This is a genomic window from Pseudomonas anguilliseptica (genome assembly GCF_900105355.1).
In the GTDB taxonomy this organism is placed as follows: Bacteria; Pseudomonadota; Gammaproteobacteria; order Pseudomonadales; family Pseudomonadaceae; genus Aquipseudomonas; species Aquipseudomonas anguilliseptica.
In genome coordinates this window covers 2,817,525-2,844,176 of record NZ_FNSC01000001.1, presented here as the reverse complement: position 1 = coordinate 2,844,176, position 26,652 = coordinate 2,817,525, and the positions used below count along the sequence as shown (strand labels likewise).

Sequence of the window (26,652 nt, the reverse complement as noted above, 5' to 3'; positions counted from 1 at the left end):
CACTGAAGGTTATATCTCCAATGGACATGCAAGCCCGTATTCGCCACCTGTTCCAAGCCAGCATTGAAACCAAGCAGCAGGCCATGGAAGTGCTCATCCCCTTTATCGAGCAAGGCAGCCAGGCCATGGTTCAGGCACTGCTCAGCGAAGGCAAGATCCTCTCCTGCGGCAACGGCGGCTCAGCCGGCGATGCCCAGCACTTTTCTTCCGAGCTGCTCAACCGCTTCGAGCGCGAGCGCCCGAGCCTGCCGGCCATCGCCCTGACCACTGACAGCTCGACCATCACCTCGATCGCCAACGATTACAGCTACAACGAGGTGTTCTCCAAGCAGATTCGTGCCCTCGGCCAACCGGGCGACGTGCTGCTGGCGATTTCCACCAGCGGCAATTCAGCCAACGTGATCCAAGCCATCCAGGCCGCTCACGACCGCGAGATGACTGTAGTCGCCCTCACCGGCCGCGATGGCGGCGGCATGGCTTCACTATTGCTGCCGGAAGACGTGGAGATCCGCGTACCTTCGAAAGTCACCGCACGCATTCAGGAAGTTCACCTGCTGGCCATCCACTGCCTGTGCGACCTGATCGACAGCCAACTGTTTGGGAGTGAAGAATGACCCGCTCACCACTGATCCTTGCCGCCCTTGCCCTGACACTCGCCCTGGCCGGCTGCGGCAACCGCAGCGTCGGCAACAAGATCGACGACCAGTTCATCCCCTCGGAAGTCAGCTCCAGTGTTGCCCGCGCGCATATCGACCTGAGCAGCCCGAAGTCACACATCGTCGTCACCAGCTACAACGGCGTCGTCCTGCTGGCCGGCCAGACACCACGCAACGAGCTCAAGAGCATGGCCGAACAGGCCGCCCGCCGCGTCAACAACGTAAAGAAGGTGCACAACGAACTGCAGGTTCTGCAGCCCACTTCGCTGCTGGTGCGCAGCAATGACTCGCTACTGACCAGCCGCATCAAGACTCAGATGCTCGCCGACAGCACCGTGCCAGGCTCGCGCATCAAGGTGGTCACCGAGAACGGCATCGTCTATATGCTCGGCCTGGTGTCGCGCGCCGAGGCCACTCACGCCACCAACCTGGTGCAAAGCGTGTCTGGCGTACAGAAAATAGTGAAGCTGTTTCAGTACACCAACTGACAACTTCAACAAACCGCCCGTGCGGCGGCCATAAAAAAGGCGATCTTCGGATCGCCTTTTTTATATTTACTTGACTACTTTCAGACTGGGCCTGCCACTGGGGCGTGGCGGCTCATCATCCGGAGGGCTCTGCTCATCCGGCTCTTCGATCTCATCACCATCCAGCATCGGCGACTCCGCATCAAACACCATGCCCTGACCATTCTCTCGCGCATAGATCGCCAGCACGGCCGCCGTAGGGATATACAGGCTTTGCGGCACCCCGGCAAAGCGTCCCTCGAAGCTCACCGCCTCGTTATCCATATGCAGGTGACGCACGGCAGTCGGCGAGACATTCAGGACAATCTGCCCATCACTGGCAAAACCGGCAGGCACCTGCACGCCGGCAAACTCGGCATTGACAAGCAGGTGCGGGGTGCAGTCGTTGTCCACGATCCACTCATAGAGGGCACGAACCAGATAAGGACGACTCGACTTCATCACTACCTCCTCGGGTTAACGCATATCACGTTCGACAGGCGACAGACTGACCTGGAACGCTTCACGAGCAAACTGGCGCTCCATATAGTCCAGCAACGGCTTAGCCGGCTTTGGCAACTCTATCCCCAGAATCGGCAAACGCCAAAGAATCGGTAACAGGCAACAATCCACCAGGCTCAACTCCTCACTGAGGAAGTACGCCTTATCAGCAAATAGCGGCGATACGCCTGTCAGACTCTCGCGCAGCTCTTTACGCGCCAGGGCACGTGCCGGCTCTTTGCTGCGCGGATCAAGAATCAGGTCCACCTGCGCGCACCAGTCACGCTGGATGCGATGAATCAGCAGACGGCTGTTGGCGCGGGCTACCGGGTATACCGGCAGCAATGGCGGATGTGGGTAACGCTCATCCAGGTATTCCATCACCACGGTCGACTCATACAGAGCCAAATCGCGATCCACCAGGGTCGGCAGGCTGGCGTAGGGATTAACCTCCAGCAGCTTGGCCGGGTAACGGTCCTTTTCGACACTGATGATATCGGCGCTGACACCCTTCTCGGCGAGCACAATGCGTACGCGGTGGGAATAGTGGTCGGCGGGGTCGGAGTAACAGGCCAACCGATTGGTCACGCCCATGGCGATCCTCCTCGCTTATAGAGTTATGTGAAGCAGAAAGACCTGCGCGCCCAAAGGGGCGCGCAGGTCAACAACGGAGATGCAGCGGATTAATGCACGTCCTTCCAGTACTCGCGCTTGAGCAGATAGGCGAATATGAAGAAGAAGGCAAGATACAGCAGAACGTAGGTACCGATGCGCTGGCTTTTCAACTTGACCGGGTTGGCCGAGTAGGCAAGGAAGGTCACAAGGTTCTGGATCTTCTCGTCAAACTCTTCATTGCTCAGCTGGCCAGTCTTCGGCTCAACAGTCAGCTGGTCACAGGCCTCGTGAGTGATCGGCGTACCGGTCAGCGGATCGAACAGCTTCTTGCCATCTTCAACCACTTGTACCTGCTTGCAACCAATCACCTGCTTACCCTGCAGACCGACCAAAACGTTCGGCATGCCGACGTTCGGGAATACCTTGTTGTTGGCACCCAGCGGACGAGTTGGATCGTCATAGAAGGTACGCAGGTAGGTGTACAGCCAGTCATTACCACGCACACGCGCAACCAGGGTCAGGTCCGGCGGCGCAGCACCAAACCAGGCCTTTGCGTCAGCCGGCTTCATACCGATGTTCATGTGCTCGCCAATCTTCGCGCCAGTGAACACCAGATTCTCCAGCATGACTTCATGCGGAACGCCAATGTCATCAGCAACACGCTCATAGCGCTGGTATTGCGCCGAGTGGCAGCCCATGCAGTAGTTGGCGAACGTACGCGCGCCATCCTGCAGAGCCACTTTATCGGTCAGATCAATATCCACTTTATCCAGTGGGTAACCACTGCCAGCGCCCAAAGCCAGCGCCGGCATTGCAGCGATTACGAGTGCAGCAAATAGCTTCTTCATTAGCCAGTCACCCTTTCCGGAACCGGTTTGGTCTTCTCGTGTTTGGTATAGAACGGCATCAGGATGAAGTACGCGAAGTACAGGAAGGTACACACCTGCGACAGCAGCGTACGACCTGGGGTTGGCGACAATACGCCCAACACGCCGAGGATCACGAAGGACACGCAGAAAATCAGCAGCCAGACCTTGCTCATCCAGCCCTTGTAGCGCATCGACTTGACCGGGCTACGGTCCAGCCACGGCAGCACGAACAGGACCGCAATCGCCGCACCCATGGCAATTACACCCAGCAGCTTGTCCGGCACCGCACGCAGAATCGCGTAGAACGGGGTGAAGTACCAAACCGGGGCAATGTGCTCAGGCGTCTTGAACGGGTTGGCCGCTTCGAAGTTCGGCTTCTCGAGGAAGTAGCCACCCATTTCCGGGAAGAAGAAGATCACGAAGCAGAAGATAAACAGGAACACCACGACACCGACGATATCTTTCACGGTGTAGTAAGGGTGGAAGGCGATGCCATCGAGCGGAATGCCGTTCTCGTCCTTCTTCTTCTTGATATCGACGCCGTCCGGGTTGTTCGAACCGACTTCATGCAGCGCCAGGATGTGCAGCACTACCAGGCCCAGAATCACGATCGGCAGAGCCACAACGTGCAGGGCGAAGAAACGGTTCAGGGTAATGCCGGAAATCAGGTAGTCACCACGGATCCACTGAGTCAGATCCGCACCGATCACCGGAATGGCACCGAACAGCGAAATGATCACCTGGGCGCCCCAGTAGGACATCTGGCCCCATGGCAGCAGGTAACCCATAAAGGCTTCTGCCATCAGCATCAGATAGATCAGCATGCCGAAGATCCACACCAGCTCACGCGGCTTCTGGTAAGAGCCGTAGAGCAGACCGCGGAACATGTGCAGGTAGACCACCACGAAGAACGCCGAAGCACCTGTGGAGTGCAGGTAGCGCAGGATCCAGCCGTATTCGACATCACGCATGATGTATTCGACCGAAGCAAACGCCTGCTCAGCCGATGGGGTGTAGCTCATGGTCAGCCAAACGCCGGTAACGATCTGATTGACCAATACCAGCAGTGCCAGGGAGCCGAAGAAGTAGAAAAAATTGAAGTTCTTTGGGGCGTAGTACTTGGACAGATGGTCTTCCCACATCTTGGTCGCGGGAAAGCGCGCATCGACCCATTCCATGAATTTACTCATCATGCTTGCTCCTGATCCACACCGATGATGATTACATCATCCGACTCGTATGTGTGCGGTGGCACTGGCAGGTTCAAGGGTGCAGGCTGAGCCTTGTACACGCGACCTGCGAGGTCGTAGCGCGAACCGTGGCATGGGCAGAAATAGCCACCGACCCACTCAGCACCCAGATCAGCAGGTGCAACTTCCGGACGGAAGGATGGCGCGCAACCCAGGTGGGTGCACAGGCCTACCAGCAGCAGCACTTCTGGCTTGATCGAACGGGTTTTCGGATCGACGTAGCTCGGCTGCTCGGAGGACTTGGAGTCGAAGTCAGCAAGCTGACCTTCGATCTTCACCAGGTTACTGAGAATTTCCTCGGTACGGCGCACGATAAACACCGGCTGCCCCCGCCACTCGGCAACCATCTGCTGGCCAGGCTCGATCTTGCTGACGTTCACCTTTACAGGTGCTCCGGCAGCTTTAGCCTTGGCGCTTGGGAACCAGGACCCTACGAACGGGACCGCGGCACCCACCGCTCCTGCAGCGCCCACCACAGAGGTGGCCGCTACCAGAAAGCGACGCCGGCCTGCATTCACGCCGTCATTGCTCATTCAGTCGTCTCCCATCAGCTTTATGGCCTGTTGGTCAGGCCTATACTAGGTAAAAATCGAGTCGCGCAAAAAACTTGCCAAATGGTAAAGAAAAGCCCCTCTACTGACAAGGTAATTACCCTGACAGAGCGGACGCAACCCCTTACAAATCAGGGCATTCACGGATGCGGCATGATGCCGCAGAGCAAATAGGCGCCCATAAAAAACGCCCAGCTCCGAAAGGAAACTGGGCGTTTTTTTGTGAACGCAGGTAGCGAATTAACGCTTGGAGTACTGCGGACGCTTACGCGCTTTACGCAGACCAACCTTCTTACGCTCAACTTCACGGGCATCGCGAGTCACGAAGCCAGCTTTACGCAGTGCAGGACGCAGAGCTTCGTCATAGTCCATCAGGGCGCGAGTGATGCCGTGGCGGATTGCGCCAGCCTGACCACTTACACCGCCACCGATAACGGTAACGAAGATATCGAACTTCTCGGTCATCTCAACCAGTTCCAGCGGCTGACGAACTACCATGCGGGCAGTTTCACGACCGAAGAAACCGTCAAGAGAGCGGTTGTTGATGGAGATTTTGCCAGTGCCCGCACGCAGGAAAACGCGAGCGGTTGCAGTCTTGCGACGGCCAGTGCCGTAATTTTGAGTCGCCGACATAATGAACTATTCCGTTAAATCTTCAGTTCTTGGGGCTGCTGAGCAGTGTGCGGATGGGCAGCGCCCGCGTACACCTTCAGCTTACGGTACATGTCGCGACCCAGCGGGTTCTTCGGCAGCATGCCTTTCACCGCAGTCTCGATCACACGCTCAGGAGCTTTAGCGATCAGCTTTTCGAAGTTGATCGACTTGATGCCGCCCGGGAAACCGGAGTGGGAGTAGTACATCTTGTCAGTGGTTTTGGCACCAGTAACGCGAATCTGCTCAGCGTTGATGATCACGATGTAGTCACCGGTATCGACGTGCGGAGTGTATTCAGGCTTGTGCTTGCCACGCAGACGGCTTGCAACTTCGGTAGCCAGACGACCCAGGGTCTGACCTGCAGCGTCGACGACAAACCAGTCGCGCTTAACTGTTTCCGGTTTAGCAGTAAAAGTTTTCATTCTTTATAGCCTCAGGGGCCGCCCTGATAAATAAGACGGCGGATCTTACTGAATAGTGCGTACTTTGACAAGGTCAAAGGCAGCCGAAAACAGGCGCTATCGGGGGCTCGGGTCAGCGCGTCCGTAATACGGCAAGATTCTTCGGCAGGCGGCGCATCACTTCCACTGCAGAAAGAGGTGCGCAATTATGCAGATTGCGCGGAGAATTTCAACACGATTATGCCAATCGATTTTTAAGGAGCTTGCAATGGATTACAGCCAACTCGGCCGCACCGATCTCAAGGTCAGCAGTCTGTGCCTGGGCACCATGACCTGGGGCGAACAGAACAGCTCTAGCGAGGGCTTCGCCCAGATCGAACGCGCCAAGGCCTACGGGGTAAATTTCATCGATACCGCCGAGATGTACCCGGTACCGCCGCGCGCCGAGACCTACAGCAAGACCGAACAGATCATCGGTGACTACTTCAAACAGCGCGGTGATCGTGCTGACTGGGTGCTGGCCAGCAAGATTGCCGGCCCCGGCAATGGCATCGGTTATATCCGTGACGGCCAGCTCAAACACAACCGCACGCATATCGTTGCGGCGCTGGATGCCAGCCTCAAACGCCTGCAGACCGACTGGATCGACCTCTACCAGCTGCACTGGCCGGAACGCCCGACCAATTACTTCGGCCAGCTCGGTTATCGCCACCAGGACGGCGGATTCACACCACTGGAAGAAACCCTGGAAGCCTTGGACGAGCAGGTCAAGGCCGGCAAGATTCGCCATATCGGCCTGTCCAATGAAACGCCCTGGGGCACCATGAAATCCCTGCAGCTGGCCGAACAACACGGCTGGCCGCGCAGCGTATCGATCCAGAACCCCTACAACCTGCTCAACCGCAGCTTTGAAGTGGGCCTAGCGGAAATCGCTATCCGCGAACAATGCGGCCTACTCGCCTACTCACCTTTGGCTTTTGGCATGCTCAGCGGCAAGTACGCAGACGGCGCCCGCCCTGCCAATGCGCGCATCAGCCTGTTTAGCCGCTTTGCTCGCTACACCAACCCGGAGTCGGAAAACGCATGCGCACGCTATGTCGCGCTAGCGCGTGAACATGGCCTGGATCCGGCACAGATGGCCTTGGCCTTTGTTACCGCGCAACCCTTTGTAACCAGCAACATCATCGGCGCGACCAGCCTGGAGCAACTGGACAGCAACTTGGCCAGCAGTGAACTGACACTCTCTGCCGAGGTACTGATTGGCATCGAGGCGATCCATAAAGCCCAGCCCAACCCAGCGCCCTGATCGGCACGGAAGAATAAAAAAGCCCGGCAATTGCCGGGCTTTTTTATTCAACGCTGAAGCCGCGCGCGAAAAATTGAGGGGCTGAGGTGAGATAAATCACTTCGCCCCCTTTTGCATAGTGTGCAAAGAAATATCAGAAAAGCCCAGCCGGTTCGGCTTGGATGTCCCAGCTGAAGATCAGCACCTCCTTCGCCTCACTCCCCTTGCCACCACCCACCGTGTACTTGATGTCAGTCGTCTCGATGTGGAAGTCGGCGAAGCATTCGCGGATGGCTGGGTGGTCGTTGAGGCTGATGATCGCCTTGCCCTTGATCACCTTCAACAGCTTGGCCATCTCTAGGTACTGCTCGAACTCGAAGGGCACGCCGTAGCCCTCGGTCTCCCAGTACGGCGGGTCGCAGTAGAACAGCGTGTGCTCGCGGTCGTACTTCTTCATTACCTCCTGCCAGCTCAGGTGTTCGATGTAGGTGTTGCTAAGCCGTAGGTGAGCTGCTGACAGCGCCTCCTCGATCCGCAGCAGGTTGAGCCCTGGCGGCTGGGTGGTGGCTGTGCCGTAGCTCTGGCCATCGACGCGGCCACCGAAGGCAGACTGCTGCAGGTAATAGAAGCGTGCGGCGCGCTGGATATCGGTGAGGGTTTCGACCCTGGTCAGCTGCAACCACTTGAACACCTGGCGGCTGCTGAGTGCCCACTTGAACTGCCTGACGAACTCCTCCAGGTGGTTCTGCACCACCCGGTAGAGGTTGATCAGGTCGCCGTTTACATCGTTGAGCACTTCGACCTCGGCCGGTACCGGTCGGAGGAAGAACAGCGCTGCGCCGCCCGCGAACGGTTCGACGTAGCAGCTGTGCTGAGGGAACAAGGGGAATATCCGGTCTGCAAGGCGGCGCTTGCCACCTATCCAGGGGATGATCGGTTGTGCGGACATGGTGCCTCCTGATGGCTGGTTGCGCTCAATGGCGTTAACAGGAGGCTCTCGGCCTTCAGGTGATTGAGTGTCCGGCAACGCGGGCACTTGATCTGTAACTCGGTGAAGCCACTGGCAGTTGCCAGCTTGCGGCCACACTGGCCACATCGAATATCTTTCATCATCTGCAAACCTTTTGCGCTTCTGGTAGGCTCCCCGCCGCTCACGCGTGAGCAGGGGGCCTTGGCTGGCTTGCAGGCCTGATCTGCAGGTTGGCGGTCAGCTTGGGTGTTACCGCACCCAGGCTGACAGCCCTCTCTTATCCTTCTATATGGCAGAGCCCTCGCTCGGGTGACAGCATCCAGATGTGCTGAGGAGTAATCCGGCGCAGCGCCTCCGGGCGGAACCATGGCTCGCCCGCCTGATCGGCCGCCCAGGCCAGCAACTCCGAGCAGAACCACGAGTCTTCTTCCTGCCAATCACGGTGCAGGCCGAGGCCGGCAATGGCCGTCCAGTCGTAGGGTTTGCCGATCTGGCTGCGTGCTGCGTCGATGATTGCCTGCGGGTTACGGGCTGGCATGTCGACCAAGCTGTATGCCGAGGCACGTTCGATGGCGTAGGCCTTGGAAACCTGGCGCACGCCCTCCAGAGCAACCGCCTCGATCACATAGTTCCCGGCGACGAGAGCAACATGGCTCCAGTCTGACCAGGTAGCGGCACGGATTAGCCCACTGAACGGGTGGTGCGTCGTGCTGAACAGCAGTTGGATGCTCCCCATGCTTATACCCTCGCGTTGTTGCCGATGCCGGCGACGGCGGCTTCGATGCTGGCGATGGTTTCATCCGCGATGTCCTGCGCCTGCTCGACGTTGCCGGCTGTCATAGCATTGCGGATCAGCTCTTTGGCATTTAGGCGAACGGTGCGCAGTTGAACCAGGGCAGTGTTGTATTGGCCAGCCTCGCGCAGGATGTCGTCAGCCGCCTGCCGGGCGGTGCGGCCGTTGATGGCCCAGGCGGCGACCATGGGCGGCACAGCGCCCTGGTAGTTGGCGGCGGCGAAGGTCTGCGCCTCGGTGGCGGCACGCTCGTACTCAACGGCTCGCAGCGGGTCACCGGCGACTTTGGCGCGAGCCTTGTCAGCTGCGGCATCGACTGAACTGCATAAGGTGGCTGCAGATAGTGGTTGCACTGTCGGATCAATCAGGATCGGCAACCCTTCCGAGTCGTGGCCTCTAACCTTGTCCAGTGGAGGGTTGGCTATGACCGACAGATAGCGCTCCTCGGTGATTGGAATGGCATCGGCGGGCATTTGGTTTTGGTGGACACCAGCCAAGTAGGTGCAGCCGGTAGTCTTGCTGTAATAGCGCATCTTCTGCTTCCTCTTAGTAACCGAATCCAATCCAGACGGCCGGGAAGTTGCCCGCGTTACCGTTATAAACCCACTGGTTCTCCACCTGGAATGAGGTCGTGCCAACGTTGGCAACGCCGTATGACTGGCAGTGATCAGTCGAGGTGGTAGGTGCCTTGTAGTTTGTAAGAACCGCGAAGCAGGCATTAGGGAACGCGATGGGGTAGTTGACTGTTAGGCGGGCGTCATACGTAACCGCTCCAGAGGTTCCCCATTGGACGATCAGCCCGCCCAGCCAGGTCGGGAATGTGATGTAGCCATTCGCCGTGAGACTCATGGAAAAGCCGAAGCGCAACTTTTTGGGAGTGACGGCAACATCGTCCAGCGTCCCGGCGTTGACCTCTGCCTGGGTACCGACGCGCAGCACGCCTCGCAGCACTTCAGTGGCATTTGCAGCAGCTGCACGGAGGAGCTGCAGCGCGCGCAGTGGGCTAAGCCATTTGCCGGTGATTGCTGCCGCTTCTGCCTCGGCCTGGGTGGCCTCCTTCAGATTCTCTGAGTGAGCCAGGGAGCGCCACGGCGACCAGGTGGCACCGCCAAGCAAGCGAAACTTGATGGTGGCAATTGTCGTGTCGGCCGAGCTTGCGTAAGGGAGCGCCACCTGGATTAGGTTGTTGGAGTACTTCGCGACCTGCAGCCAGTAGTAGTTGGCAACCCCGCTACCGTTACCAGCAGCGGCCTGGCCATCCGGGTGGTTCGGATTGCGCGAGCCTGCGGCACCACCGAGCAAGCTGCTGAACCAGCCTGGCTGGATGATGGCGTCGAAGTCGGTGGCGCTGTCGATCACCGAGACAGACGGGATGGCGATGCTGCCCGTGGTATCGCCAATAGCGCGACGAACAAACTCGGTGGTGGCGAGCTTGGGCGATTTGTCTGCCGCGCTGGGGGTTGGCGCGGTTGGCGTTCCGGTAAAGGCTGGCGACGCAATGGGGGCGTAGCCAGCCGTTACATCCAGGAAGGTGAGCGCTGTGGTGCCCAAGACGATGGGGGCGTCAGTCACCAACTGCCAGCGGCTGTCTGCCAGCGTAGCTCCTTGCTCAATGTGCATCACCAGCCCTGGTGTCACCTCGGCATTGATGTCGGCATCAGCCGCTCGCGGCCAGACACCTTGCGCAGCGATGTAGATACCGTTGTCTTTCGCGGCGGCTTGGTTCTTAACCAAGACGCGGTCACCAGCAGCGAGTACCACTCCATCAACGGTCTGCAATCCAGTCAGCGCGATGTTCGCAGTGGTGGCGACACGTACAGACTGCTTGCTGTCCAGCTTGGCCAGCTCGGCCTGCACATGCTCCAGAACGAACGCGCGGGTGGCCATCACAATCGAGTTGTCGATCAGCAGGGTGACGCTGGTGGCGTTGCTGGTCTGGAAGATGGCGCGCACATAGAACTGCTTGCCAGAACCCTGCGCAAGCACGGGTTTGACGCTATCCGGGTACTTACCGATGGCATAAAGGAGGCCGGTATCGGTGAAGATGCCGACCTCACGGATTGTCCAGCCGCCCACATCATCGGCAATCATGGCTTCGGCCAGCAGCCAGCTCGGGTTGGCTTCGTCCTGGAGCAGCGCCGTGGCCTCGGGGCCGGGGTTGTAGGCCGCACCGTTGCCATCCCCTACCGCGAAGTGGGTCAGCTTGATCGGCACCTGGTTGGCCTTACACGCCGCCTCATAGGCCAAGCCGGCGTTGGTAAGGATGCAGTAGTAGTCCTGAGCCATCATGCCTCCAATGGATAAATGGTTGTGATCTCAATGGTTGCCAGGCCAGCACCGATAAACACGGGGCTGGCCTGCTCGACGCCATCGAGTTGTAGTGGGTAGATGGTGGTGATCTCGCCTCCGATGAGGGCGGCAGCAATCACCGGTACCGGGGAGCGGTTGGTCAGTGCGACGGTGAGCGCGTCCAGCCGGGAACGCTTGTTCTTGTACTCACGGATCAGGTCGACCAGGGCGTCGTAGGTGGCCTCATCAATGCCCCGGTCAGTCAGCTCAATGTCGACGCGGAAGCGATACGGCGAGCCGCCGTACTCGTACCACTCCGAGACCCGGCCGCTGAGGTTGAGCGTGACCAGCACCTGCTCGATGGCCCAGGGCGTGCCCTTGTAGCGGTGCAGCTCGATGGCACGCTTGATCAGCTCGCGTTGCTCTTGGTCGTCGCGGGCATAGCGCCAGCCTTCCAGGCCCATGACATGGAACTGGTCAGCCAGGTGCGGCAGTACTTGCGGCGGTACCACATCGACCAGGTACACCAACATGGGCGAGAGATCGAGGTTGTCGAACTCCTCCTGGAGCAGCTCGCACAGGACGGCGAAGCGCTCATCACCAGCCAGTGCCGGCGGCAGTTGGTCAGCCATGGGCGACACCGATCACGTTCAGTTCGATGGCGGTGCAGTTGGCCCATTCGTGGCTGGCCACGTCGCGGAAGGCTGGTTCGGTCAGCTGCAGGCGGTACACCCCGGCAACCTGCACTTCACGGATGATTTGTTCGGGCACGATGTCTCGGCCCAGGCCGGCGCGGCGCTCTGCTGCATAGGCGGTTGCAGCCTTCACGGCCAGGGCGCGCACGCTTTCTGCATCGGTATTCTGGTAAAGGGTCAGGTTGCCCCGGATGGCATAGCCCACCTCGGGCGAGAGCTTGGTCAGCACCTTGTCTGTCAGGGGGCGCTTCTTGCGAGCGCTGACATTGGCTTGCACCAGTGACAACAGCTCGGGGCTGGGCAGGCCCGTTTTGGTCAGCGGGTAGATCCACACCTCGCCATCCGGCACGGTTGGGTCAGCCTCGCCACCGCGCACCGCCACTTCGATGATTGACTGGCTCGCCGCGCGGGCGTGGTAGATGTACGCGCCCTCGGGCCCGGCCGTGCTGAATGACTCTGGCGCGAGGATGATGCGCTCGATGTAGGGCTCATCCTCTTCATCGTCGATGCCGTCTGCCGGCACGGAGTCATTGCTGGTGGTCATGCCGGCTGCAGGTGGCTGGCTCAGCACCGCGATCTGGCCGATGGCCCAGCCGTTGCCGCTGGTACCGGGCGTTTCGCAGATCGCAGTGGTGCGTACCTCGGTCGCGCCTGCTGCCAGGGTCACGGCCTCCTCGGTGACAAAGGCAATGCGCCCATCCTGGCTGGTGACCCGCGTGCCGGCACTGATCAGCACCGCCTGCAGTGCAGGTACTGGCAACCGAAATACCTGGGTACAACGCGCCGGCTGGGCGAGCAAGCGCGGTGTGTCCACCAGTTCGCCCAGGTAGTCGAGGATCGGCCCACCGGAGAAACGTACCAGCAGGCGCTCACCGGCTTGCTGGATGGCCATCAGGGCGAGCGTCTTGGCGTAGGCAACCTGGTCAATGAACAGCCGCTCGACCTGAGCCGGGTACAGCGTCTTGCCGGTTTTCTGCTCATAGCGGGCAACCAGGGCCGCTTCGATAGCGGCCGGGTCGATCTTGACGAACTCAGGCGGCGGCAGAGCGCGCATAGGGCACCTCGGTTTGCTGGATAACCCCATCAGCCACCTTCCACTGCACACGCAGGGTGATGCGCTCGTCCTCGATCTCGACCAGTACCTGAACCACCGTGACGCGCGGCTCCCAACGCCGAATGGCGTCCACCGCCTCGCGCACCAGGTGCGGCACAACGCGGTTGGTGGGCCAGTCGATATAGAGGTTGATGTCGCTGCCGAACTCGGGGCGGTGCGGGTCGCTGCCACGCGGCGTGGTCAGGATGATGCGGATGGCCTGGTCGATATCACGCAGGCCCTCGACCACTTCACCGGGCGTGCTGAGAGCCGGCTGCCAGTGGGCGGAGGTGATGCTGGTATAGGGGATGGGCGTGGTCATGCGCCCATGGTGTAAGCGTGGGCTACTCTGAGCTTTTAATCGGGTTTAAAGATGACCGCGCCTGGCACTGTAAAGCGACTCACCATATGGCAGATAACCGCTACTTGTCAGGCTTCCTGCTCGATCATACGAGGTACTGACTGTGAGAATAGAGTGGTGGCTCACTGGACTTGGCGTATCCGTCATCATCGGCGGCGTTGTAACTTGGCTATTCATCATTGGTTTGGAGAGGTACCTGAGAATTCAGAAGGAATCCGAAACTGAGGGTACCCTCCGCTCCATACCGTCATGGTTGACTGGCGCAATTGAGCGGTTGTTTTTTACGGTCGCCGTTGCTTTGAATCTATCCGGAACTGCTACCGCCATGATCGGGTGGTTGACATTAAAGATGGTGACCAACTGGAATCGGCCTGGGGACGGGCGAGACGCTAAACATATTCGTGGAGCATTTATCGCTCTTCTCGCCGGCCTTGTTTCCATGCTTTTCGCTATCGCAGGTGGATACATTTGCCGGGCCGAATGGCTTTACTGAGGAGAGTGTGTCTACCCAGAAAGCCGGTAGCCTCCGCTCACACCAAACGTTAATGGCTGTGGTGGTTCGAGTTCCCGCCCTGATCCAGCACCTTGCCCTGGGTCTGGATGTCACCAACAGCCTGCAGGCCAGCTGCCAGGGTGACGCCCCCAGTGATCGCGACCGTCCCGGCAACCTGCAGGCTGCCGGTCACGATGGTCTCCGGGGTGTCCAGGGTCACTCTGGGCGCTACCACCAGCACCGGCTGACCGGCCTGGACAGTGACTGTCTTGGCCGTCTTCACCAGGGCGCTGCCGACACAGTCCACTACCAGGGCGTGGGTCGCCCGGTCATAGGTGAGGATCGTGCCGTCGCTGAAGCGCAGGTAGTGGGTGTCCTTATCCGTTACTGGCGGTGGCTCGGCAGTCGAGTAGATGCCGCCCAGCACCACCCCGTTGACGCCATCACGCTGCAGCAGCACCGCCACCTGCTCGCCCATCTCCGGCATCAGCGGACGGCTCTTGGTGGCCTTGGTGTGCCGCTGCGGCACCTTTAACCACCAGGTCTCCAGCCCCTCGAACTCTTCCAGGCTTACTTTCACCCGGCAGCTGAGATAGTCCACCGAGCTGACTAAGCCAAACTGCAAGCCATCCAGTTCTTCACGCCTCATGCGGTTGCCTCGTTGCTGGCCTGGGTGGGCTCACCGGCCAGGGCAGGCATTAGCGGTACCGGCGCAGGCGTAACCCGACGGATCTCGATATCGGCCGTGGTACCGCTGCTGCGGCGCTTGTTGTGGCGGGCCTGGTTGATCAGGTAGTCACCGGCCATGCGCCCCCAGCTGGTGTCCAGGGTCACCACAGCACCCGCTACCAGGCGGCGGTCGGCTGGCAGGCTAAGGCTGCCACCGGCACGCTCGTCATTGGCCTCGCCCAGGGCTGCATCGGCCTGGGCTTGGGCGCTGTCGGCGTCTGGTGCACGCTGGTTGATACGCAGCTCGTCGGCGCTGGTCTCCATACCCACCTGGCTATCCGGGGCGCGGGTGTCATGCGCCTGGCTGCTGATGGTCTTCTGGGTATCAGGGTCGTGGTGGGTGTTCTTGGCCGTGCGGAACACGTCCTTGATCTTGTCCTTGAGGTCGTAGCGGCTGCATTCCTTGCGGCTGATCGTGCGTACTGGCGCGCCATCGCGCAGACCAGCCATGGCAGTGAAGATCAGCTTGTTCTCACGCAGCTTGACTGCGTAGCCGTACTGGCGGCCCACGCGGGTGATAAAGGCCAGGTCGCGCTCCTGGAACTGGGTGATACGGTCGATCTGCAGGGGCTTGATCTCGCCCACCAGCTCGAACTTGTTGCGCTTGGCCACCTGGGCGGCGATCTCGGCCAGCGTGGTGTTCTCGTAGGCATAGCCCTTGCGGGTGCGCACGCCCTTGCTGACACCTGCAGACAGCCCGCGCATGACCACCACCGAGGGCGGGCCGCTGGTGTTGATCTCGTCCACCTCAAAGCTGCCGCAGTTCAGCGGTGCCTGTCCTGGGTAGGTCATGCTTAGGGTCAGGGCATCACCCTTGATCGGGTACCAGGTAGTGAGCCATTTACCGTCCACGTCCTCCAGCTCGATGCTGATCTCGTCGGACTGGCCGCTGAGGTAGTCCGTCCAGGTCACGCCCAACACATAGGGCGCGAGGTCAGCCGTGAGGTCGCGGCCCTGGTAGCCAATGCGCCAGACGGTTGGTTCGGCTGTGTCGCGGCCAGGAATGTCGGTCACTTGAACCACGGCGGCAGATCCTCGCTGCTGGGTACGGCGTCGAGCACCGGAATGCGTAGGGTCAGCCCGGCCGGCAGCGCACGGGTCATGGGCACCTGCAGGTTGGCGCGGACAATCGGCTCGTAGCGCATGGCATCGCCGTAGTAGGTGTAGGCCAGTTGATCCCAGCGCTCCCCCTCAACGGTGGTGTGGGTTAGGTATTCGCCTGCCATGTCATGCCCTCCTGGTAATCACATTGACAGCCAGGCTGGCCAGGCGTGTAGAGCTGGCATCCAACCGGTTCACGGCGAGCTGCATTTGACTGGAGGCGTAGTCGACCTTTCCAACCACGCTATCTACGGACAGCGGATTAAAAGCGGCTACCGCCCGCTGCACGTCACCAGCGGCATCAACCCCAAGCTTCAACAAGTCGCTGCCCCCGGTTAGCAAACTGGCGGCAGAATTTTGCAGCCCGTCCAGCGGCAAGCCCTGGCTGATCCGGCCGAGCAGCTGCGGAGCCTGATCGAGCAGCGCCAACGGGTTATCACGAAGGCTCTGAACCATTTCCACAGCCTGGCGAGCATCACCGATCACATTGCTGCCCATGGCCACAAGGTCAGCACCACTGGCGAGCATCTCGGCTGCAGCACTCTGCAACCCCTGGAGTGGGGCAAGCGCTTGCCCAGCCAGCCCAAGCAGACGCGGAGCCTGTCCAAGCATGGCGAGTGGGTTATCACGCAGGGTTTTCACGAAGTTGAAGGCCTCTACTCCAGCCTGCAGGTAGTTCGCAGCAGTCTTGGCCAAGCCCAGCACTTTCTGCGTGGGAGTAACTAGCGCAGGCGCTGCACCGCCCACGCGGGCCATCGGGTTGGCGGCCAGGTTGGACACCAACGCCCTCGGCCGTGGTAGCGGCTTGGTGTATTTACCGGAGTACTCCAGCAGGTTGAGGCTCACCGTGGCCGAGACCAACCGGCCCTGAGGATCTGTCTTGCGGGTGGTGACCGACACCTCGGTGAGCAGGTAGATCCCGCGATAGTCACCTGAGCCCAGCACATAGGGCAGCGGCTCGTGGGCGCTCTTGGCCTCCTTCAGGCGACGGATCTGCAGCTCGGGGTCGACCAGCATTGAGTGCAGGGTCAGCTCCAGGGTCAGCTCGTCGAGGCTGTCGCCTACCCACTCCAAGCGCGGCTTACCCTGGATCAACGCATGCTGGGCGTAGTCCGCGGCTGAGCGCTCATCCTGCCGGCCGGGGTGATACTTCACCTCGAACTCGATATCGCCGAGTACTGCCCACATCAGAAGGCCCTCCGCTGTTGATCGGCGATGACTTCACGCATCAATTTCTCCAGGTCATTACGCGATAGCTGCAGGGCCTGCTGGACAGCCTCCTGAGTACCAGGGCCGCCGCCCTGGACGGTGATCTTCGGGGCGTAGTGGATGGTGATGCCGCCACTGGCTTGGCCTGACAGAGCTGCAGGGCCAACGCTTCGTGCCAGGTTGGCCACGCGACTTGCAGTTGCAGCTGGCCCCTCGGCTGCAGCCAGTTGCGGGGTGGCAAGGCTGACTGCAGTCGCGGCTGCCATTCCCAAGGCGGCACGCTTGACCAACCCCCGCTTGGCGGTGATACCAATCGCAGCACCTTCGGAGACGTTGGCTCCGGCAGCCATGAAGACTCGGCTTGGACTCTGGATACCCAAAGTACTCTTGAACCAGCCAGCCACGTCACTGCCGAACCCGACGACCGTTTCCTTGGCAGAGCTGAGCTTCGCCGTAATGCCATTGACCAGGCCGCTGATCAGCATGCCGCCGAAGTCGGTGAATTTGCCCGGCAGCTCGATCCCGAAGTAATTCATGACACCGCTGAACGCCCGGTAGAACAGGCCCAGCGGGCTGAAGTTGACCAGCAGGCCGAGGATGCCCGTCAGGCCACCGCTGAAACCGGCCTTGATCTCCGTCCACAGCCCGCCGAAGAAGCCCTTGATCGGCTCCCAGTAGCGGTAGATCAGGTAGGCCCCCAGAGCGATGCCGGTGATCAGCAGGCCGATGGGGTTCATCAGAAGTGCGCGGCCCAGCCAGAGCACCGCCGTGCGCGCCATACCAAGTGCAGGCGCAAGCCGCATCGCCCCGCCACGCAACAGGCTAAGCCCGGTGATGAATGGGCCAAGACGGCCGCCCAGCAACAGCATGGCGCGCATCATGGTGAACTTGCCGGACAGCAGCGAGATCGCGATGCCCACTCCGTTCAGGCCAGAAGCTCCCAGGCTCAACCCGTAAGACAGGCCGACAACGCCCAACTTCAGCGCAACAGCTCCGGCCACCAGCTTGATCACGCCGCTGACGACCTCGGGGTTCTCTTTTGCCCAGGTTGAAAAGCCCCAAATCATTGGCTTGAGCGTATCAACCAGGCTATTCAGTGATGGGAGTAACGCGGCACCGACATTCACCCCCAACTCGACCATGCTGTTTTTGAGCAACCGCAGATTGTTCTCGGTTGTTTCGGCCCGAGCCTGGAGTTCCTTCTCCATCGAACCTTCGTAGTTCGAGGACTTGTTCACCAGTGCCAGGGACTTGGCGTAGGTATCCATCGAGCCTGCCAGCACCGCCACATCATCGGCGTACTCCAGGCCGAACAGATCGACCAGGACGCCCATCTGATCGGCTTTCGGCACCTTGCTCAGGGTGTTCAGGAAGCTGGTCAGTGCGCCCTGCGCATCCTGGGCAATGGAGGCTTTCAACCCCTCGGCCGTCATACCCATTTCCTGCAGGGCACGCTGGAACTTCTTCGGCTGCTTATCGGCCGTGGCCAGCTTCGCCAACATGCCGTTGATGGCGGTACCGGCCACCTCGGGCGGCTTGCCCAAACTGACAAAGGCATTCACCAAGGCTGCGGCCTGGGTCTCGACCAGGCCGAACTGCTTGGCTACACCACCCACCCGATTCAAGCCCTGGACGATATCGCGCGCCTTGGCCGGCGAGGCGTTGGACAGGTGGTTGATCGCATCGCCAATGCGACCGATCTGCGAGATCGGGATCTGGTACACGTTGGCCAGCTTGGCCATCGAGTCACCGGCTTCCTCGGCGGCCATGTCGAAGGCCGTGGACATCTTCGCCACGGTCTCGGTGAACTTGGGAATATCCGCCGCTGCAACACCCAGCTGACCACCACTGGCGGCAATGGCTGCCAGCTCTGAAGCGGCCAAAGGCAAGGTGCGGGTCATCTTGAGGAGTTCATCGCCGAGCTTGACGAAGCCATCCGGAGTGTCGAAGTCGACCACCTTCTTCACATCGGCCATGGCCGACTCATAGTCGATGGCCAGCTTGACCGGCAGCGCCGCGCTGGCCCCGATAGCAACGGTCTCCAGCACACCGGAGCGCAACTCGGCGCGTTGATTGCGCAGCTGATCACGCCGCGCCAGGCGGGCCGTGAGTTGCTCTTGCTTGCGGCGAACGGTGTCGAGGGTTTGCCCAAGGCGAACATAGTCGCGGTTGAGCGCCGCGACGGTACTGGGTGCCAGCGTACCGAGGTTGCGCTGGATCGAGGCTCCCAGCTCGGCATGCTGGCGAGTCAGCTTGCTGGCCGTGTCACCAAGGCCCGTCAGGGTGCGGCGCACCCCGCCCAGCAGGGGAAGAACCCCACGGGCGGATGCGCCGATCTCTAGACCTACTCTAAGGCTACGGTTGCTCACGGCTGGCTTCGCTTTGCTGGCGGATTTGCTGCTCGGCCTGCTCGCACCAGGTCAGGAAGCGTTCTACTGTCAGCTGCTCGATCTCCGAGGGCTGAAAGCGGAACCACCTGGCAAGCAAGGCTTCGCACTCGTCGAGGTGGCTGGTATCAATCCGACAAGAGCCGAAACTGCTCCTGGGCGGACTTGTAGTCCGCAATGTCCATGGCATCCAGGTCTTCCAGGACAAGCCCGACCGAGCGCGACATGAGCACCAGCTCTTCGACTGCAGCATTGCCAGACGCCTGTTCATTGGCTGCACGCAGGTCTTTTACTGTCAGGCGACGGAATTCCAGCCGCTCGACTTTCTGGCCAGCAGCGGTGGTGAACGGATGCTTGAGAGTTACGTTGGGTTTATCGGCCATGCTTTATGCTCCAGGTTGATCAATGAGATCGGTTGCTCTGTGTAAGAGCCCTGAGCATCGCGCCTAACACTGGCGCTGCCTTTTAATCTGGTTTAAAGAGAAGCGCCCATAACCCAGCGCGGAGGCTGTGATGGAAGAAAACGTTACCCTGGAGCATGAAGGCGAGACCTATACGGCCAGCTATATCGAGATCGGCGACGAGCTGCTGACCTACCTGCCCGATGGCAGCGAGCGGCGCACTATGCTGCGCGGACTCAATCCTGAGCATGCCGCACTGACCCACCTGCGCGGCTACATCAGCACCCTGAAGCGCAAGGGATAAAAGCGAAGCCCCGCACTAAGCGGGGCTTCTGACTTCCGTGTCCTGGGCATCCGTGCCCATCCGTTAAAACTATGCCTGTCCGATGTTGCGTCGGTACTTGGCCAATTGATCCTCGCCGCCCACGCGGAAGATATTGGCCAGGTAGTCCAGGAGCAGCACTTCCTCGCCGTTCAGCAGCTGGCGCACGAAGATGGCTGAGAACGGTGTCTCGAACTTCGACGGGTCACGCGGCTTGAAGCTGCCCAGGTTGTATTCCTTGGGCATGATGGTCATCAGGGTAACCAGCGGGATCTCGTCCACCAGGCCACCGTTGTTGAACACCTGGACGTTGCTGCGGCACTGGAGCTGCACAGTCTTGAAGGGGCTGGCCAGCTTGCTGCCGGCTTCCTTGTACAGGCTGTTCCAGACGATCTTGCCTTCCAACTTGTCTAGGCCGTCCGGCAGCTCGATCAGAACGACCATACCCAGGCCCTGGAAGTCGGACATGACCGCCTTGACGCTGCCCAGCTCGATCTCCTCGGACTTGGCGAAGAAGTCTTGCCCGTCCAAGTACAGGTTGGCGTTGGTGATGCGATGCGCGTTTACGCCTGCCATTTATGCAGCCCCCTTCAGGTTGGCCAGGTATTCCCCGGTGATCTCGGTTTCGAAGGTGCCGCGCTCGAACGGCAGCGGTACCGTCAGTTTGTAGTTGAACAGCACATGCCCCAGTTCAAGCTCGGTCTGCGGGTTGCGCGCCGGGTCAAACCAGCACTCACCGCCGAGCAACGCACCGTCACCGATAAGCTTGCGGAAGAACAGGTTGACGCTTTCCGTGACGCTATCGAGCAGCGACTGGGTGACCGGCATATCAACGAACTGCAGCGAGCTGTAGCGGATCGACTCGTCGACGATATCCTTGGTGCGGCGCACGTTCTCGAAGTTGCGCATGTGGATCACGGTCGGCCAGGCTGCCGTGCGGTTACCCCACAGCCGCAGGCCGGTACCGAAACTGTTGAACACCGTGGTGACGCCAGCCTCGTTGAGCAGGTTGACCTCGCTGTCCGGGTCATCAACCCGTGCAGTGAGCGGACGCTCCAGGCCGATCACGCCGACCAGCTCCTGGTTGGAGCTGCTCCACCAGTAGCCCTTGTCATAGTCCACCCTGGCACGCAGGCCCGCAGCGCGGATCGACAGCGGCTCCAGGCGCTCGCCATCAGTGGCGGCGTCGTACACCTTGACGTGCGGGTAGCACAGACGCACGCGGTCGCTGCTGGTGTTGAAGTTGATGCTGCCGAGCGGGCCACGGCCAGCGAGTACCTGCTGCGGCGTAGTGCCGATAGGCGCGTCGATATAAGCCACGCCGCCCATCTGCTCAGCGGCTGCGATCAGCTCAACGCTGACCGCGTTGAGGGTCGAGAAGCCAGGCGCGATGAACAGTTTGGGGAAGAAGCCAAACAGGTTGTAGCTATCCGGGAAAGCCTTGAGGCCGGTGCGCAGGCCCGCGATGGTCACCGCGCCAATGATGTCGGCCGGGGTGACCTTGCTCGGGTCGGCATAGGTGTAGTCAGCCTTGACCTGGGCATTCGCCGGGATGTTGCCACCAGGCTTGCGCACCACCTCACCAGTGAGCATGTCACGGGTGTAGTCGGTGTTGAGCTGATAGGTGGTGTTGCCGTCATTCGACTTGAGCGCTAGCACCTGCAGCGCACCATGGCCGAGCTTCAGGCGGTCGTTGTTGCCGAACTGGCGAGCCTCGGCCACAACGTCCGTGCGGTGGATCACCGGGTCGAGGACGTTGACCACGATGACGGTACCCGCACCGAAGTCATAAATGCCGGCCAGTGCCTGCGGAATGCTGAAGCCAGGCAGCTCGGGGCCGAACTGGGCACCATCGCGATCATTCAGCGACAGCGTCAGGGTGTTCACCGGCCCAACCGGCGCAGCACCAATCAGCGCGATCACCGCAGACTTGACCACGCGGATGGCACGCGGCCCGCGCTCGACTTCCAGGGTTTCAATGCCGTGTAGATAGTTGGCAGCCATTACGCTTTCTCTCCTTTCTTCTCGGCCGGAGCGGCGTCATCCGCCAACGGCTCCAGGTGGTTCAGGGCCAGCAGTACCTGGGTGTATTCATGCTCGGGTGGCAGATCAACGGGCTGGCCTGGCAGCAGCTGGACATCCAGCAGCTCGCCAGCCTTGCCCACGCGCAGAGATGCAGCGCTCTGCGGGCCGGAATAGCGGTAGCGCTTGAGTTTCATAGAGTTCCCTCAAAGGTGGGTGGCAGCAGCGGCGCGCCCGCCGGTGGTGCCATGGATTGCAATTGAGTTGCACGGGTTGCGATATCCAGGCCGTACTGCCAAACGCCCTGCAGGTGACCGATGAAACGCTCAGAGACCGGACGACAGGCTTGGTCGCAATGCGGTGGCCACCATCCAGTCAGCGTGTCTCGGATGCGATCCAGGTAGCTGACCGCACCGTCCTTGCCGTTGAGCTGGCGGAACACCAGGGTCAGGCTGATGACCAGGTTGCGCTCCTGGAACATTGCATCGGTTGCCTGGGAGCCGCCGAAGGTCGACTTGCCGAACGCCACCAGGACAGTGCCGCGCGGATGGTTGAGGCGGTACTGCGCCGGGTTCTCCGGGAACAGTTCCACCATCAGATCGCGGCCCATTGCTGCCTTCAGGCGCTCGACAATCGCATCCAGGAGCTGCTCGGTCTGGCTCATCAGTAGCGCCCCAGGAAGTCATCGCCGAACTGCTGGCGACGAGCGCGAGCGCGGATCTTGCCCGGCTCCGGTGCGGCCTCACCCGTGGGCATGCCCAGGGTGACCACGCCATCACGAATGCTCTCCAGCAGCTTGAGGGTGTCCTTGCGGCTGTCCTTCACCGCCTCGGGGAGTGCTCCCTCGGGGCGGCGTTGGTACAGCCAGTGGCGGGCTAGGTACACCACGGCATCCCGCAGCACGCTCGGTACTGGATCGAGCGGCAGGTCGTAGCGGCCTCGCAGGTAGCCGTCCACCAGCTCTTCAGCCTGGCGGACGCCGTCCTCGATCACGCTCTCATTGGGCAGCTCGGCGGTGGGGTCATCGTTGGAGAGCTGAATCAGCGTCAGCTCCGGGATGGCCTTGCCGATATCGGCGCGGGTGCAGTAGTGCATGGCTAACCTCAGATACCGCGAACGATGCGGATCACATCGCCAGCCGCCGTGGCGGCGTCCCAGGCGATGCCGTTACTGACACCGGCAGCCTTGGTGATGGCCTTGCCGCTGGCATCGGACTGCACCTCGGCACCGGCCGAGATAGCCGCACCGGCTTCCACCAGGATCACGCCCAGGACGTTGGCCGGGGCGACGTTGCCAGCAGCGGTGTCGGCCTCGACCACAGCCAGCGCCTTGGCACCGTTGGCGCAGACGTTACCGTCAAAGCCAACGAAACGACGGCGGGTCAGCTCGACTGCGGCCACCAAGGAGGTGGTCAGGATTACTTGTTGCGACTTCATGCTTTGGTCTCCTCAGCTTTGTCGTCGGCCTTCTTGTCGTCGCCTTCGTTGCCCTGGTTTTCAGCAGTTGGCTGGGCGTCCTTGGCAGTCGTTTCGGGCTTGGCCGGATCGGCAGGCTTGTTGGGTTTGTTCGGCTTGACTGGTTTGGCCTGTTCGACGGGCCCCAGCAGTTCCAGATAGCGGGCGAGCTTGGGTGATGGCTCAGCCACCAGTTCGATCTCGCTGCCCTCGGGGACGCGCTCGCCGTCGATGTCCAGGTCGATGCCTACAACGCGGTAGGCCTTGGCTTTATCGCTCATGGCTCACCTCAGGCGACGATGTCGGAGATCAGGTAACCGGCGTCAGCGCCAACTACCACGGGCTTGTACATGTCGGTGTGGCGCACATAGCGCACCTTGCCGCCGTTGGTGTCGTACTTGTCCGTTTCCGGCATGCCCTTCTTGCGCAGGGTGTAACCGAAGGACGGGGTCTCGTAGTCCGACTTCTCGCCCGCACCTTGCTGAGCCACATAGGCCAGCACCAGGTTGTCGCTCCAGATATCCGCCGTGGTGGTGTCGCCGGCCAGGCCTTCGCCAACCACGATGTTCTGGATGCCGAACAGCGCGCGCAGATGCTCCAGGGTGAGGAGCTTGGTTTCGTTGCCACCCAGTGCGGCCTGCAGCTTGGTGTGGAACTTCAAAGCCGCGTACACCGAGGCACCCATCAGGATGGTGTTCGGGCGCACACCAATGCGCGAGCGCACCACTTCTTTGCCGGTCTCGACCACCGCCACAGGATCGCCACCATTGGCGCTCCACTGGCTCGCACCAGCCAGGGCAACCTTGCCGCCACTGAGGTAGGTGTTGACGTTTTGTGCCAGCGCGGCGCAGGACACTTCACGGCGCAGGTCGATGGCTTCCTTGACGCGCTTAGCCGCGCGGGCCTCGGCGTCGAACATCGACTCGGCCTGTTCGCGGTAATCCACCGGGTAGGAGAGGTCATGCTCGCGCAGCACCACGTCCAGGGTGTTGGTGTCGTCGGGGGTCATCACATTGGACTGGGCGCGAATAGCACGCTCGGTGTCCCACAGGCGGAAGGCTTCCTTACCGAACAGCGGCACGATGCCCGCTTCCTTGTCCATGTCGGCGAGCGGGAACAGCGATTCGCCCACGAGCTGCGCGTTGCGATAGCCGCGCGCGATGTTGGTGAGTACCGGATCAACGATCCGTAGTTGCTTGAGACGGTCAGGCATGGCTGCTCAACTCCTTACTGGGTGATGAGTTGGCGCACGGCCGACTCGTAGGGGATGTTCTTGTCTGCAGCCAACTGAGTGGCGCGGGCATGCAGGGCAAGGCGGTCGGGATCGGTGTTCTTCTCGGCGAACTCCAGGTCGGCGACCTGTGCGTCGCCACTGCGGCGGGCACCGCTGGCCTGCTCGGCGAAGTCGATCTGCTGCGGCAGGTCGCCGAAGATGGCCTTGAGACCAGCGGACACTGGCTGACGGGCGTCGCCTTCGCCGAACTCCAGCGGGGTATCACCGTCCTCGGCAAAGTCCAGACAGGCGATCAGCGCGGCGGTGTGCTTAGGCAACAGCTTGCCAGCGGCCACCAGTTCCTCGGCGAACGCCACATTGGTGGCATGAGTGGATTCCTTGCGGGATTGGAGCTGTTGATCCTGGTGCAACTGCACCTGGTTCTTCAGCCGCAGGTTTTCAGCCTGGATGGCGGCAATTTCTTCGGGCGTCACAGTGGATTCCTCAGTGGTTGCGGTTGGGGTTGGTTCGGAAAAGGAAGGACGCGGCTCGTCTTCGCGGCGGGCGACTTCGTCCAGGGATTTGATTTGCCAGTCGGGGATGACCTGGTCGGCCACATCCAGACCTCGGTCGGAGATCAGCCAGTCGCGCAGGCGACGCCAAAGGCTGGCACCCACTTCGTGGCCGTAGTCGGAGAACTCGACAACACCTTCCTCGCCCTCGGCCAGCTCGATAGGACGCAGGCCTTTCACCGCTGGTGGCTGGGCACCGAGGAAGCCGACATGGCGCAAGTAGTACACGCCCGGCACCGGGTTGTTCGGCGCGCCGGGGTGATAGAAGGAGGCGGAGATCTTCTTGAAGCGGTTGCTGGCGATCTGCTCGGAGAACTCCGGGGCAACCTGGTGCGGCTCGGCGACCAAACCATCGGCGCTGCTGGCCAGTGACTTGACCCAGCCACCGGCCGGTGCGTCGTGCTTGGGATGACCAGGCACCAGCGGTGCTTCGTGCAATGCCGGGTCATAGGCACGCACTGTTGCGGCCAGGTCGGACTCGCTGAAGTTGAGGCTCACACCGCTCATGGCGACGTGCTTACCGGGCTTGAAGATATGGATTGGCTTCATGGGCTGCGCGCTTGGGTGGTAGTACATGCGCACAGCCTGCCGCCCGAGCCGGCTGCAGACTTTTAATCGGGTTTAAAGAGTTTTCGGGGAGATTCGCACCGTGCTGCTGGATTTGCACCCGAGAGGCAGGATAGGAACGGCGCGATATGGCTTTATAAAGCCTTTACAGCGATTTTCTGGGGTGCGGGGCGATGAACCGGAGCGCATATCCCCGCAAAACGCAGCAGAGGGCCTTACAGGCGGGCGGCTCTTTTCAGGTTATCCATGGCCAAATCGAGGATGGCTTCCTCGGCTTCTGGCTGCAGCTGGCCATCGGCATCCATGGGCAAGTACTCACGACCAGGAATGTCACCCCACAAGTGAGGGAAGTCGGACTTGCTACCGCCGAACTGCATCATGGCCGCGTAGGGATTGTTGCTGCCAACCAGTGCGGAGCTGTCGTCTGATTGAGTGGTGATGGATGCCGCCAGACCACCAGCGCTAACTTGCAGCATCTGACCCGGCCAGGTGCCGGACTTCGTCCGTCGCTCAGTCGTGGCATCCGACAGCGGCTGCCAGTCGGGCCGGCCTTGCTCCTCGAAGTTCTCCTCGGTCTGGCTGGCCAGCTCGGCAGCGATGCCACGCATCAGCCGAGACAGGTCACCTACGGCCCACTCGATAGTGCGCAGGGTTTCCTGCAGACGTTGATGCTCCAACTGGACGGTGAACATC

General features: G+C 60.9%; 36 protein-coding genes. 4 read left to right on the top strand and 32 right to left on the bottom strand.

Annotation, left to right across the window (positions count from 1 at the left end):
- The first annotated feature begins 20 nt into the window (after nt 1-20).
- Both BLW24_RS13915 and BLW24_RS13910 read left to right on the top strand, forming a co-directional pair.
- Entirely contained in the window at nt 21-614 is a 594-nt protein-coding gene (locus tag BLW24_RS13915) for a phosphoheptose isomerase (RefSeq protein ID WP_090249136.1), read from the top strand.
- A complete protein-coding gene (locus BLW24_RS13910; protein ID WP_090382289.1) occupies nt 611-1,144 on the top strand; it encodes a BON domain-containing protein in 534 nt (177 codons plus the stop codon). Before BLW24_RS13915 ends, BLW24_RS13910 begins: the two co-directional genes overlap by 4 nt.
- A gap of 66 nt (nt 1,145-1,210) precedes the next feature.
- Here BLW24_RS13910 and BLW24_RS13905 read toward each other — a convergent pair whose 3' ends face one another.
- The 7 genes from BLW24_RS13905 to rplM all read right to left on the bottom strand — a co-directional run bounded on the left by BLW24_RS13905 (nt 1,211) and on the right by rplM (nt 6,024).
- Nucleotides 1,211-1,624, bottom strand: coding sequence for a ClpXP protease specificity-enhancing factor (locus BLW24_RS13905; RefSeq protein WP_090382284.1), 414 nt, complete (start codon nt 1,622-1,624; stop codon nt 1,211-1,213).
- A gap of 15 nt (nt 1,625-1,639) precedes the next feature.
- Nucleotides 1,640-2,257 carry a glutathione S-transferase N-terminal domain-containing protein gene (locus tag BLW24_RS13900; protein WP_090382278.1) on the bottom strand — a complete coding sequence of 206 codons (618 nt, stop codon included), beginning with the start codon at nt 2,255-2,257 and terminating at the stop codon, nt 1,640-1,642.
- Nucleotides 2,258-2,346: 89 nt separating this feature from the next.
- Nucleotides 2,347-3,126 (bottom strand): cytochrome c1, encoded by a 780-nt coding sequence (locus tag BLW24_RS13895; RefSeq protein WP_090382273.1) that lies wholly within the window; start codon nt 3,124-3,126, stop codon nt 2,347-2,349.
- Nucleotides 3,126-4,337: a cytochrome b gene (locus BLW24_RS13890; RefSeq protein WP_090382268.1), complete on the bottom strand. Its 1,212-nt coding sequence runs from the start codon at nt 4,335-4,337 to the stop codon at nt 3,126-3,128. Before BLW24_RS13890 ends, BLW24_RS13895 begins: the two co-directional genes overlap by 1 nt.
- A complete protein-coding gene (petA, locus tag BLW24_RS13885; RefSeq protein ID WP_090382265.1) occupies nt 4,337-4,930 on the bottom strand; it encodes a ubiquinol-cytochrome c reductase iron-sulfur subunit in 594 nt (197 codons plus the stop codon). Before petA ends, BLW24_RS13890 begins: the two co-directional genes overlap by 1 nt.
- A gap of 258 nt (nt 4,931-5,188) precedes the next feature.
- Nucleotides 5,189-5,581 carry a 30S ribosomal protein S9 gene (gene rpsI / locus BLW24_RS13880; protein ID WP_090382259.1) on the bottom strand — a complete coding sequence of 131 codons (393 nt, stop codon included), beginning with the start codon at nt 5,579-5,581 and terminating at the stop codon, nt 5,189-5,191.
- A gap of 14 nt (nt 5,582-5,595) precedes the next feature.
- A complete protein-coding gene (gene rplM, locus BLW24_RS13875) occupies nt 5,596-6,024 on the bottom strand; it encodes a 50S ribosomal protein L13 (RefSeq protein WP_090382254.1) in 429 nt (142 codons plus the stop codon).
- Between the two features lie 247 nt (nt 6,025-6,271).
- Here rplM and BLW24_RS13870 point away from each other — a divergent pair, with 247 nt between their 5' ends.
- The gene (locus BLW24_RS13870; RefSeq protein ID WP_090382249.1) at nt 6,272-7,309 is read left to right on the top strand and encodes an NADP(H)-dependent aldo-keto reductase; all 1,038 of its coding nucleotides are present in this window, start codon (nt 6,272-6,274) and stop codon (nt 7,307-7,309) included.
- Between the two features lie 133 nt (nt 7,310-7,442).
- On the opposite strand, the gene BLW24_RS13865 is transcribed toward BLW24_RS13870, so the two are convergent.
- The 15 genes from BLW24_RS13865 to BLW24_RS13795 form a co-directional block, all read right to left on the bottom strand.
- Nucleotides 7,443-8,237, bottom strand: coding sequence for a DNA adenine methylase (locus tag BLW24_RS13865; protein ID WP_090382243.1), 795 nt, complete (start codon nt 8,235-8,237; stop codon nt 7,443-7,445).
- On the bottom strand, nt 8,207-8,401 hold the full coding sequence (locus BLW24_RS13860; RefSeq protein ID WP_090382237.1) for a Com family DNA-binding transcriptional regulator: 195 nt from the start codon (nt 8,399-8,401) through the stop codon (nt 8,207-8,209). Before BLW24_RS13860 ends, BLW24_RS13865 begins: the two co-directional genes overlap by 31 nt.
- A gap of 134 nt (nt 8,402-8,535) precedes the next feature.
- On the bottom strand, nt 8,536-8,994 hold the full coding sequence (locus tag BLW24_RS13855) for a YiiX/YebB-like N1pC/P60 family cysteine hydrolase (protein ID WP_090382235.1): 459 nt from the start codon (nt 8,992-8,994) through the stop codon (nt 8,536-8,538).
- A 2-nt stretch (nt 8,995-8,996) separates the two neighbouring features.
- On the bottom strand, nt 8,997-9,584 hold the full coding sequence (locus BLW24_RS13850; protein ID WP_090382232.1) for a hypothetical protein: 588 nt from the start codon (nt 9,582-9,584) through the stop codon (nt 8,997-8,999).
- A gap of 13 nt (nt 9,585-9,597) precedes the next feature.
- Nucleotides 9,598-11,337, bottom strand: coding sequence for a phage tail-collar fiber domain-containing protein (locus BLW24_RS13845; RefSeq protein ID WP_090382227.1), 1,740 nt, complete (start codon nt 11,335-11,337; stop codon nt 9,598-9,600).
- Complete coding sequence (locus tag BLW24_RS13840; protein ID WP_090382221.1) at nt 11,337-11,972, bottom strand: phage tail protein I; 636 nt, start codon at nt 11,970-11,972, stop codon at nt 11,337-11,339. The genes BLW24_RS13845 and BLW24_RS13840 overlap by 1 nt, the downstream gene beginning before the upstream one ends.
- Nucleotides 11,965-13,089 (bottom strand): baseplate assembly protein, encoded by a 1,125-nt coding sequence (locus BLW24_RS13835; protein ID WP_090382216.1) that lies wholly within the window; start codon nt 13,087-13,089, stop codon nt 11,965-11,967. The genes BLW24_RS13840 and BLW24_RS13835 overlap by 8 nt, the downstream gene beginning before the upstream one ends.
- Complete coding sequence (locus BLW24_RS13830) at nt 13,067-13,450, bottom strand: GPW/gp25 family protein (protein ID WP_090382213.1); 384 nt, start codon at nt 13,448-13,450, stop codon at nt 13,067-13,069. The genes BLW24_RS13835 and BLW24_RS13830 overlap by 23 nt, the downstream gene beginning before the upstream one ends.
- Nucleotides 13,451-14,031: 581 nt before the next feature.
- Nucleotides 14,032-14,631 carry a phage baseplate assembly protein V gene (locus tag BLW24_RS13820; RefSeq protein WP_244161161.1) on the bottom strand — a complete coding sequence of 200 codons (600 nt, stop codon included), beginning with the start codon at nt 14,629-14,631 and terminating at the stop codon, nt 14,032-14,034.
- Nucleotides 14,628-15,734 (bottom strand): phage late control D family protein, encoded by a 1,107-nt coding sequence (locus tag BLW24_RS13815; RefSeq protein ID WP_090382207.1) that lies wholly within the window; start codon nt 15,732-15,734, stop codon nt 14,628-14,630. Before BLW24_RS13815 ends, BLW24_RS13820 begins: the two co-directional genes overlap by 4 nt.
- A complete protein-coding gene (locus BLW24_RS13810; RefSeq protein WP_090382203.1) occupies nt 15,722-15,937 on the bottom strand; it encodes a tail protein X in 216 nt (71 codons plus the stop codon). The genes BLW24_RS13815 and BLW24_RS13810 overlap by 13 nt, the downstream gene beginning before the upstream one ends.
- A gap of 1 nt (nt 15,938) precedes the next feature.
- Nucleotides 15,939-17,000 carry a phage tail protein gene (locus BLW24_RS13805; protein ID WP_090382200.1) on the bottom strand — a complete coding sequence of 354 codons (1,062 nt, stop codon included), beginning with the start codon at nt 16,998-17,000 and terminating at the stop codon, nt 15,939-15,941.
- Nucleotides 17,000-19,390 (bottom strand): phage tail tape measure protein, encoded by a 2,391-nt coding sequence (locus BLW24_RS13800; RefSeq protein ID WP_090382193.1) that lies wholly within the window; start codon nt 19,388-19,390, stop codon nt 17,000-17,002. Before BLW24_RS13800 ends, BLW24_RS13805 begins: the two co-directional genes overlap by 1 nt.
- Nucleotides 19,377-19,508, bottom strand: a complete 132-nt coding sequence (locus BLW24_RS26855; protein ID WP_276326441.1) for a hypothetical protein — start codon at nt 19,506-19,508, stop codon at nt 19,377-19,379. The genes BLW24_RS13800 and BLW24_RS26855 overlap by 14 nt, the downstream gene beginning before the upstream one ends.
- Nucleotides 19,509-19,536: 28 nt before the next feature.
- Nucleotides 19,537-19,791: a phage tail assembly protein gene (locus BLW24_RS13795; RefSeq protein WP_090382187.1), complete on the bottom strand. Its 255-nt coding sequence runs from the start codon at nt 19,789-19,791 to the stop codon at nt 19,537-19,539.
- A gap of 130 nt (nt 19,792-19,921) precedes the next feature.
- Between BLW24_RS13795 and BLW24_RS13790 the strand changes: the two genes are divergently transcribed.
- The gene (locus BLW24_RS13790) at nt 19,922-20,113 is read left to right on the top strand and encodes a hypothetical protein (RefSeq protein WP_090382180.1); all 192 of its coding nucleotides are present in this window, start codon (nt 19,922-19,924) and stop codon (nt 20,111-20,113) included.
- Between the two features lie 69 nt (nt 20,114-20,182).
- On the opposite strand, the gene BLW24_RS13785 is transcribed toward BLW24_RS13790, so the two are convergent.
- The 10 genes from BLW24_RS13785 to BLW24_RS13740 form a co-directional block, all read right to left on the bottom strand.
- The gene (locus BLW24_RS13785) at nt 20,183-20,707 is read right to left on the bottom strand and encodes a phage major tail tube protein (protein WP_090382175.1); all 525 of its coding nucleotides are present in this window, start codon (nt 20,705-20,707) and stop codon (nt 20,183-20,185) included.
- Nucleotides 20,708-22,135, bottom strand: a complete 1,428-nt coding sequence (locus BLW24_RS13780; RefSeq protein ID WP_090382169.1) for a phage tail sheath subtilisin-like domain-containing protein — start codon at nt 22,133-22,135, stop codon at nt 20,708-20,710.
- Entirely contained in the window at nt 22,135-22,350 is a 216-nt protein-coding gene (locus BLW24_RS13775; protein WP_090382162.1) for a hypothetical protein, read from the bottom strand. The genes BLW24_RS13780 and BLW24_RS13775 overlap by 1 nt, the downstream gene beginning before the upstream one ends.
- Entirely contained in the window at nt 22,347-22,817 is a 471-nt protein-coding gene (locus BLW24_RS13770; protein WP_090382160.1) for a Gp37 family protein, read from the bottom strand. The genes BLW24_RS13775 and BLW24_RS13770 overlap by 4 nt, the downstream gene beginning before the upstream one ends.
- Nucleotides 22,817-23,248: a gp436 family protein gene (locus BLW24_RS13765; protein ID WP_090382156.1), complete on the bottom strand. Its 432-nt coding sequence runs from the start codon at nt 23,246-23,248 to the stop codon at nt 22,817-22,819. The genes BLW24_RS13770 and BLW24_RS13765 overlap by 1 nt, the downstream gene beginning before the upstream one ends.
- Before the next feature lie 8 nt (nt 23,249-23,256).
- Nucleotides 23,257-23,589: a DUF2190 family protein gene (locus BLW24_RS13760; protein WP_090382150.1), complete on the bottom strand. Its 333-nt coding sequence runs from the start codon at nt 23,587-23,589 to the stop codon at nt 23,257-23,259.
- A complete protein-coding gene (locus BLW24_RS13755; protein WP_090382145.1) occupies nt 23,586-23,888 on the bottom strand; it encodes a hypothetical protein in 303 nt (100 codons plus the stop codon). Before BLW24_RS13755 ends, BLW24_RS13760 begins: the two co-directional genes overlap by 4 nt.
- An 8-nt stretch (nt 23,889-23,896) precedes the next feature.
- Entirely contained in the window at nt 23,897-24,820 is a 924-nt protein-coding gene (locus BLW24_RS13750) for a major capsid protein (RefSeq protein ID WP_090382138.1), read from the bottom strand.
- Between the two features lie 14 nt (nt 24,821-24,834).
- Nucleotides 24,835-25,968 (bottom strand): peptidase, encoded by a 1,134-nt coding sequence (locus BLW24_RS13745; protein WP_244161160.1) that lies wholly within the window; start codon nt 25,966-25,968, stop codon nt 24,835-24,837.
- A gap of 206 nt (nt 25,969-26,174) precedes the next feature.
- Complete coding sequence (locus BLW24_RS13740) at nt 26,175-26,651, bottom strand: phage virion morphogenesis protein (protein ID WP_090382132.1); 477 nt, start codon at nt 26,649-26,651, stop codon at nt 26,175-26,177.
- Between the last annotated feature and the right edge of the window lies 1 nt (nt 26,652).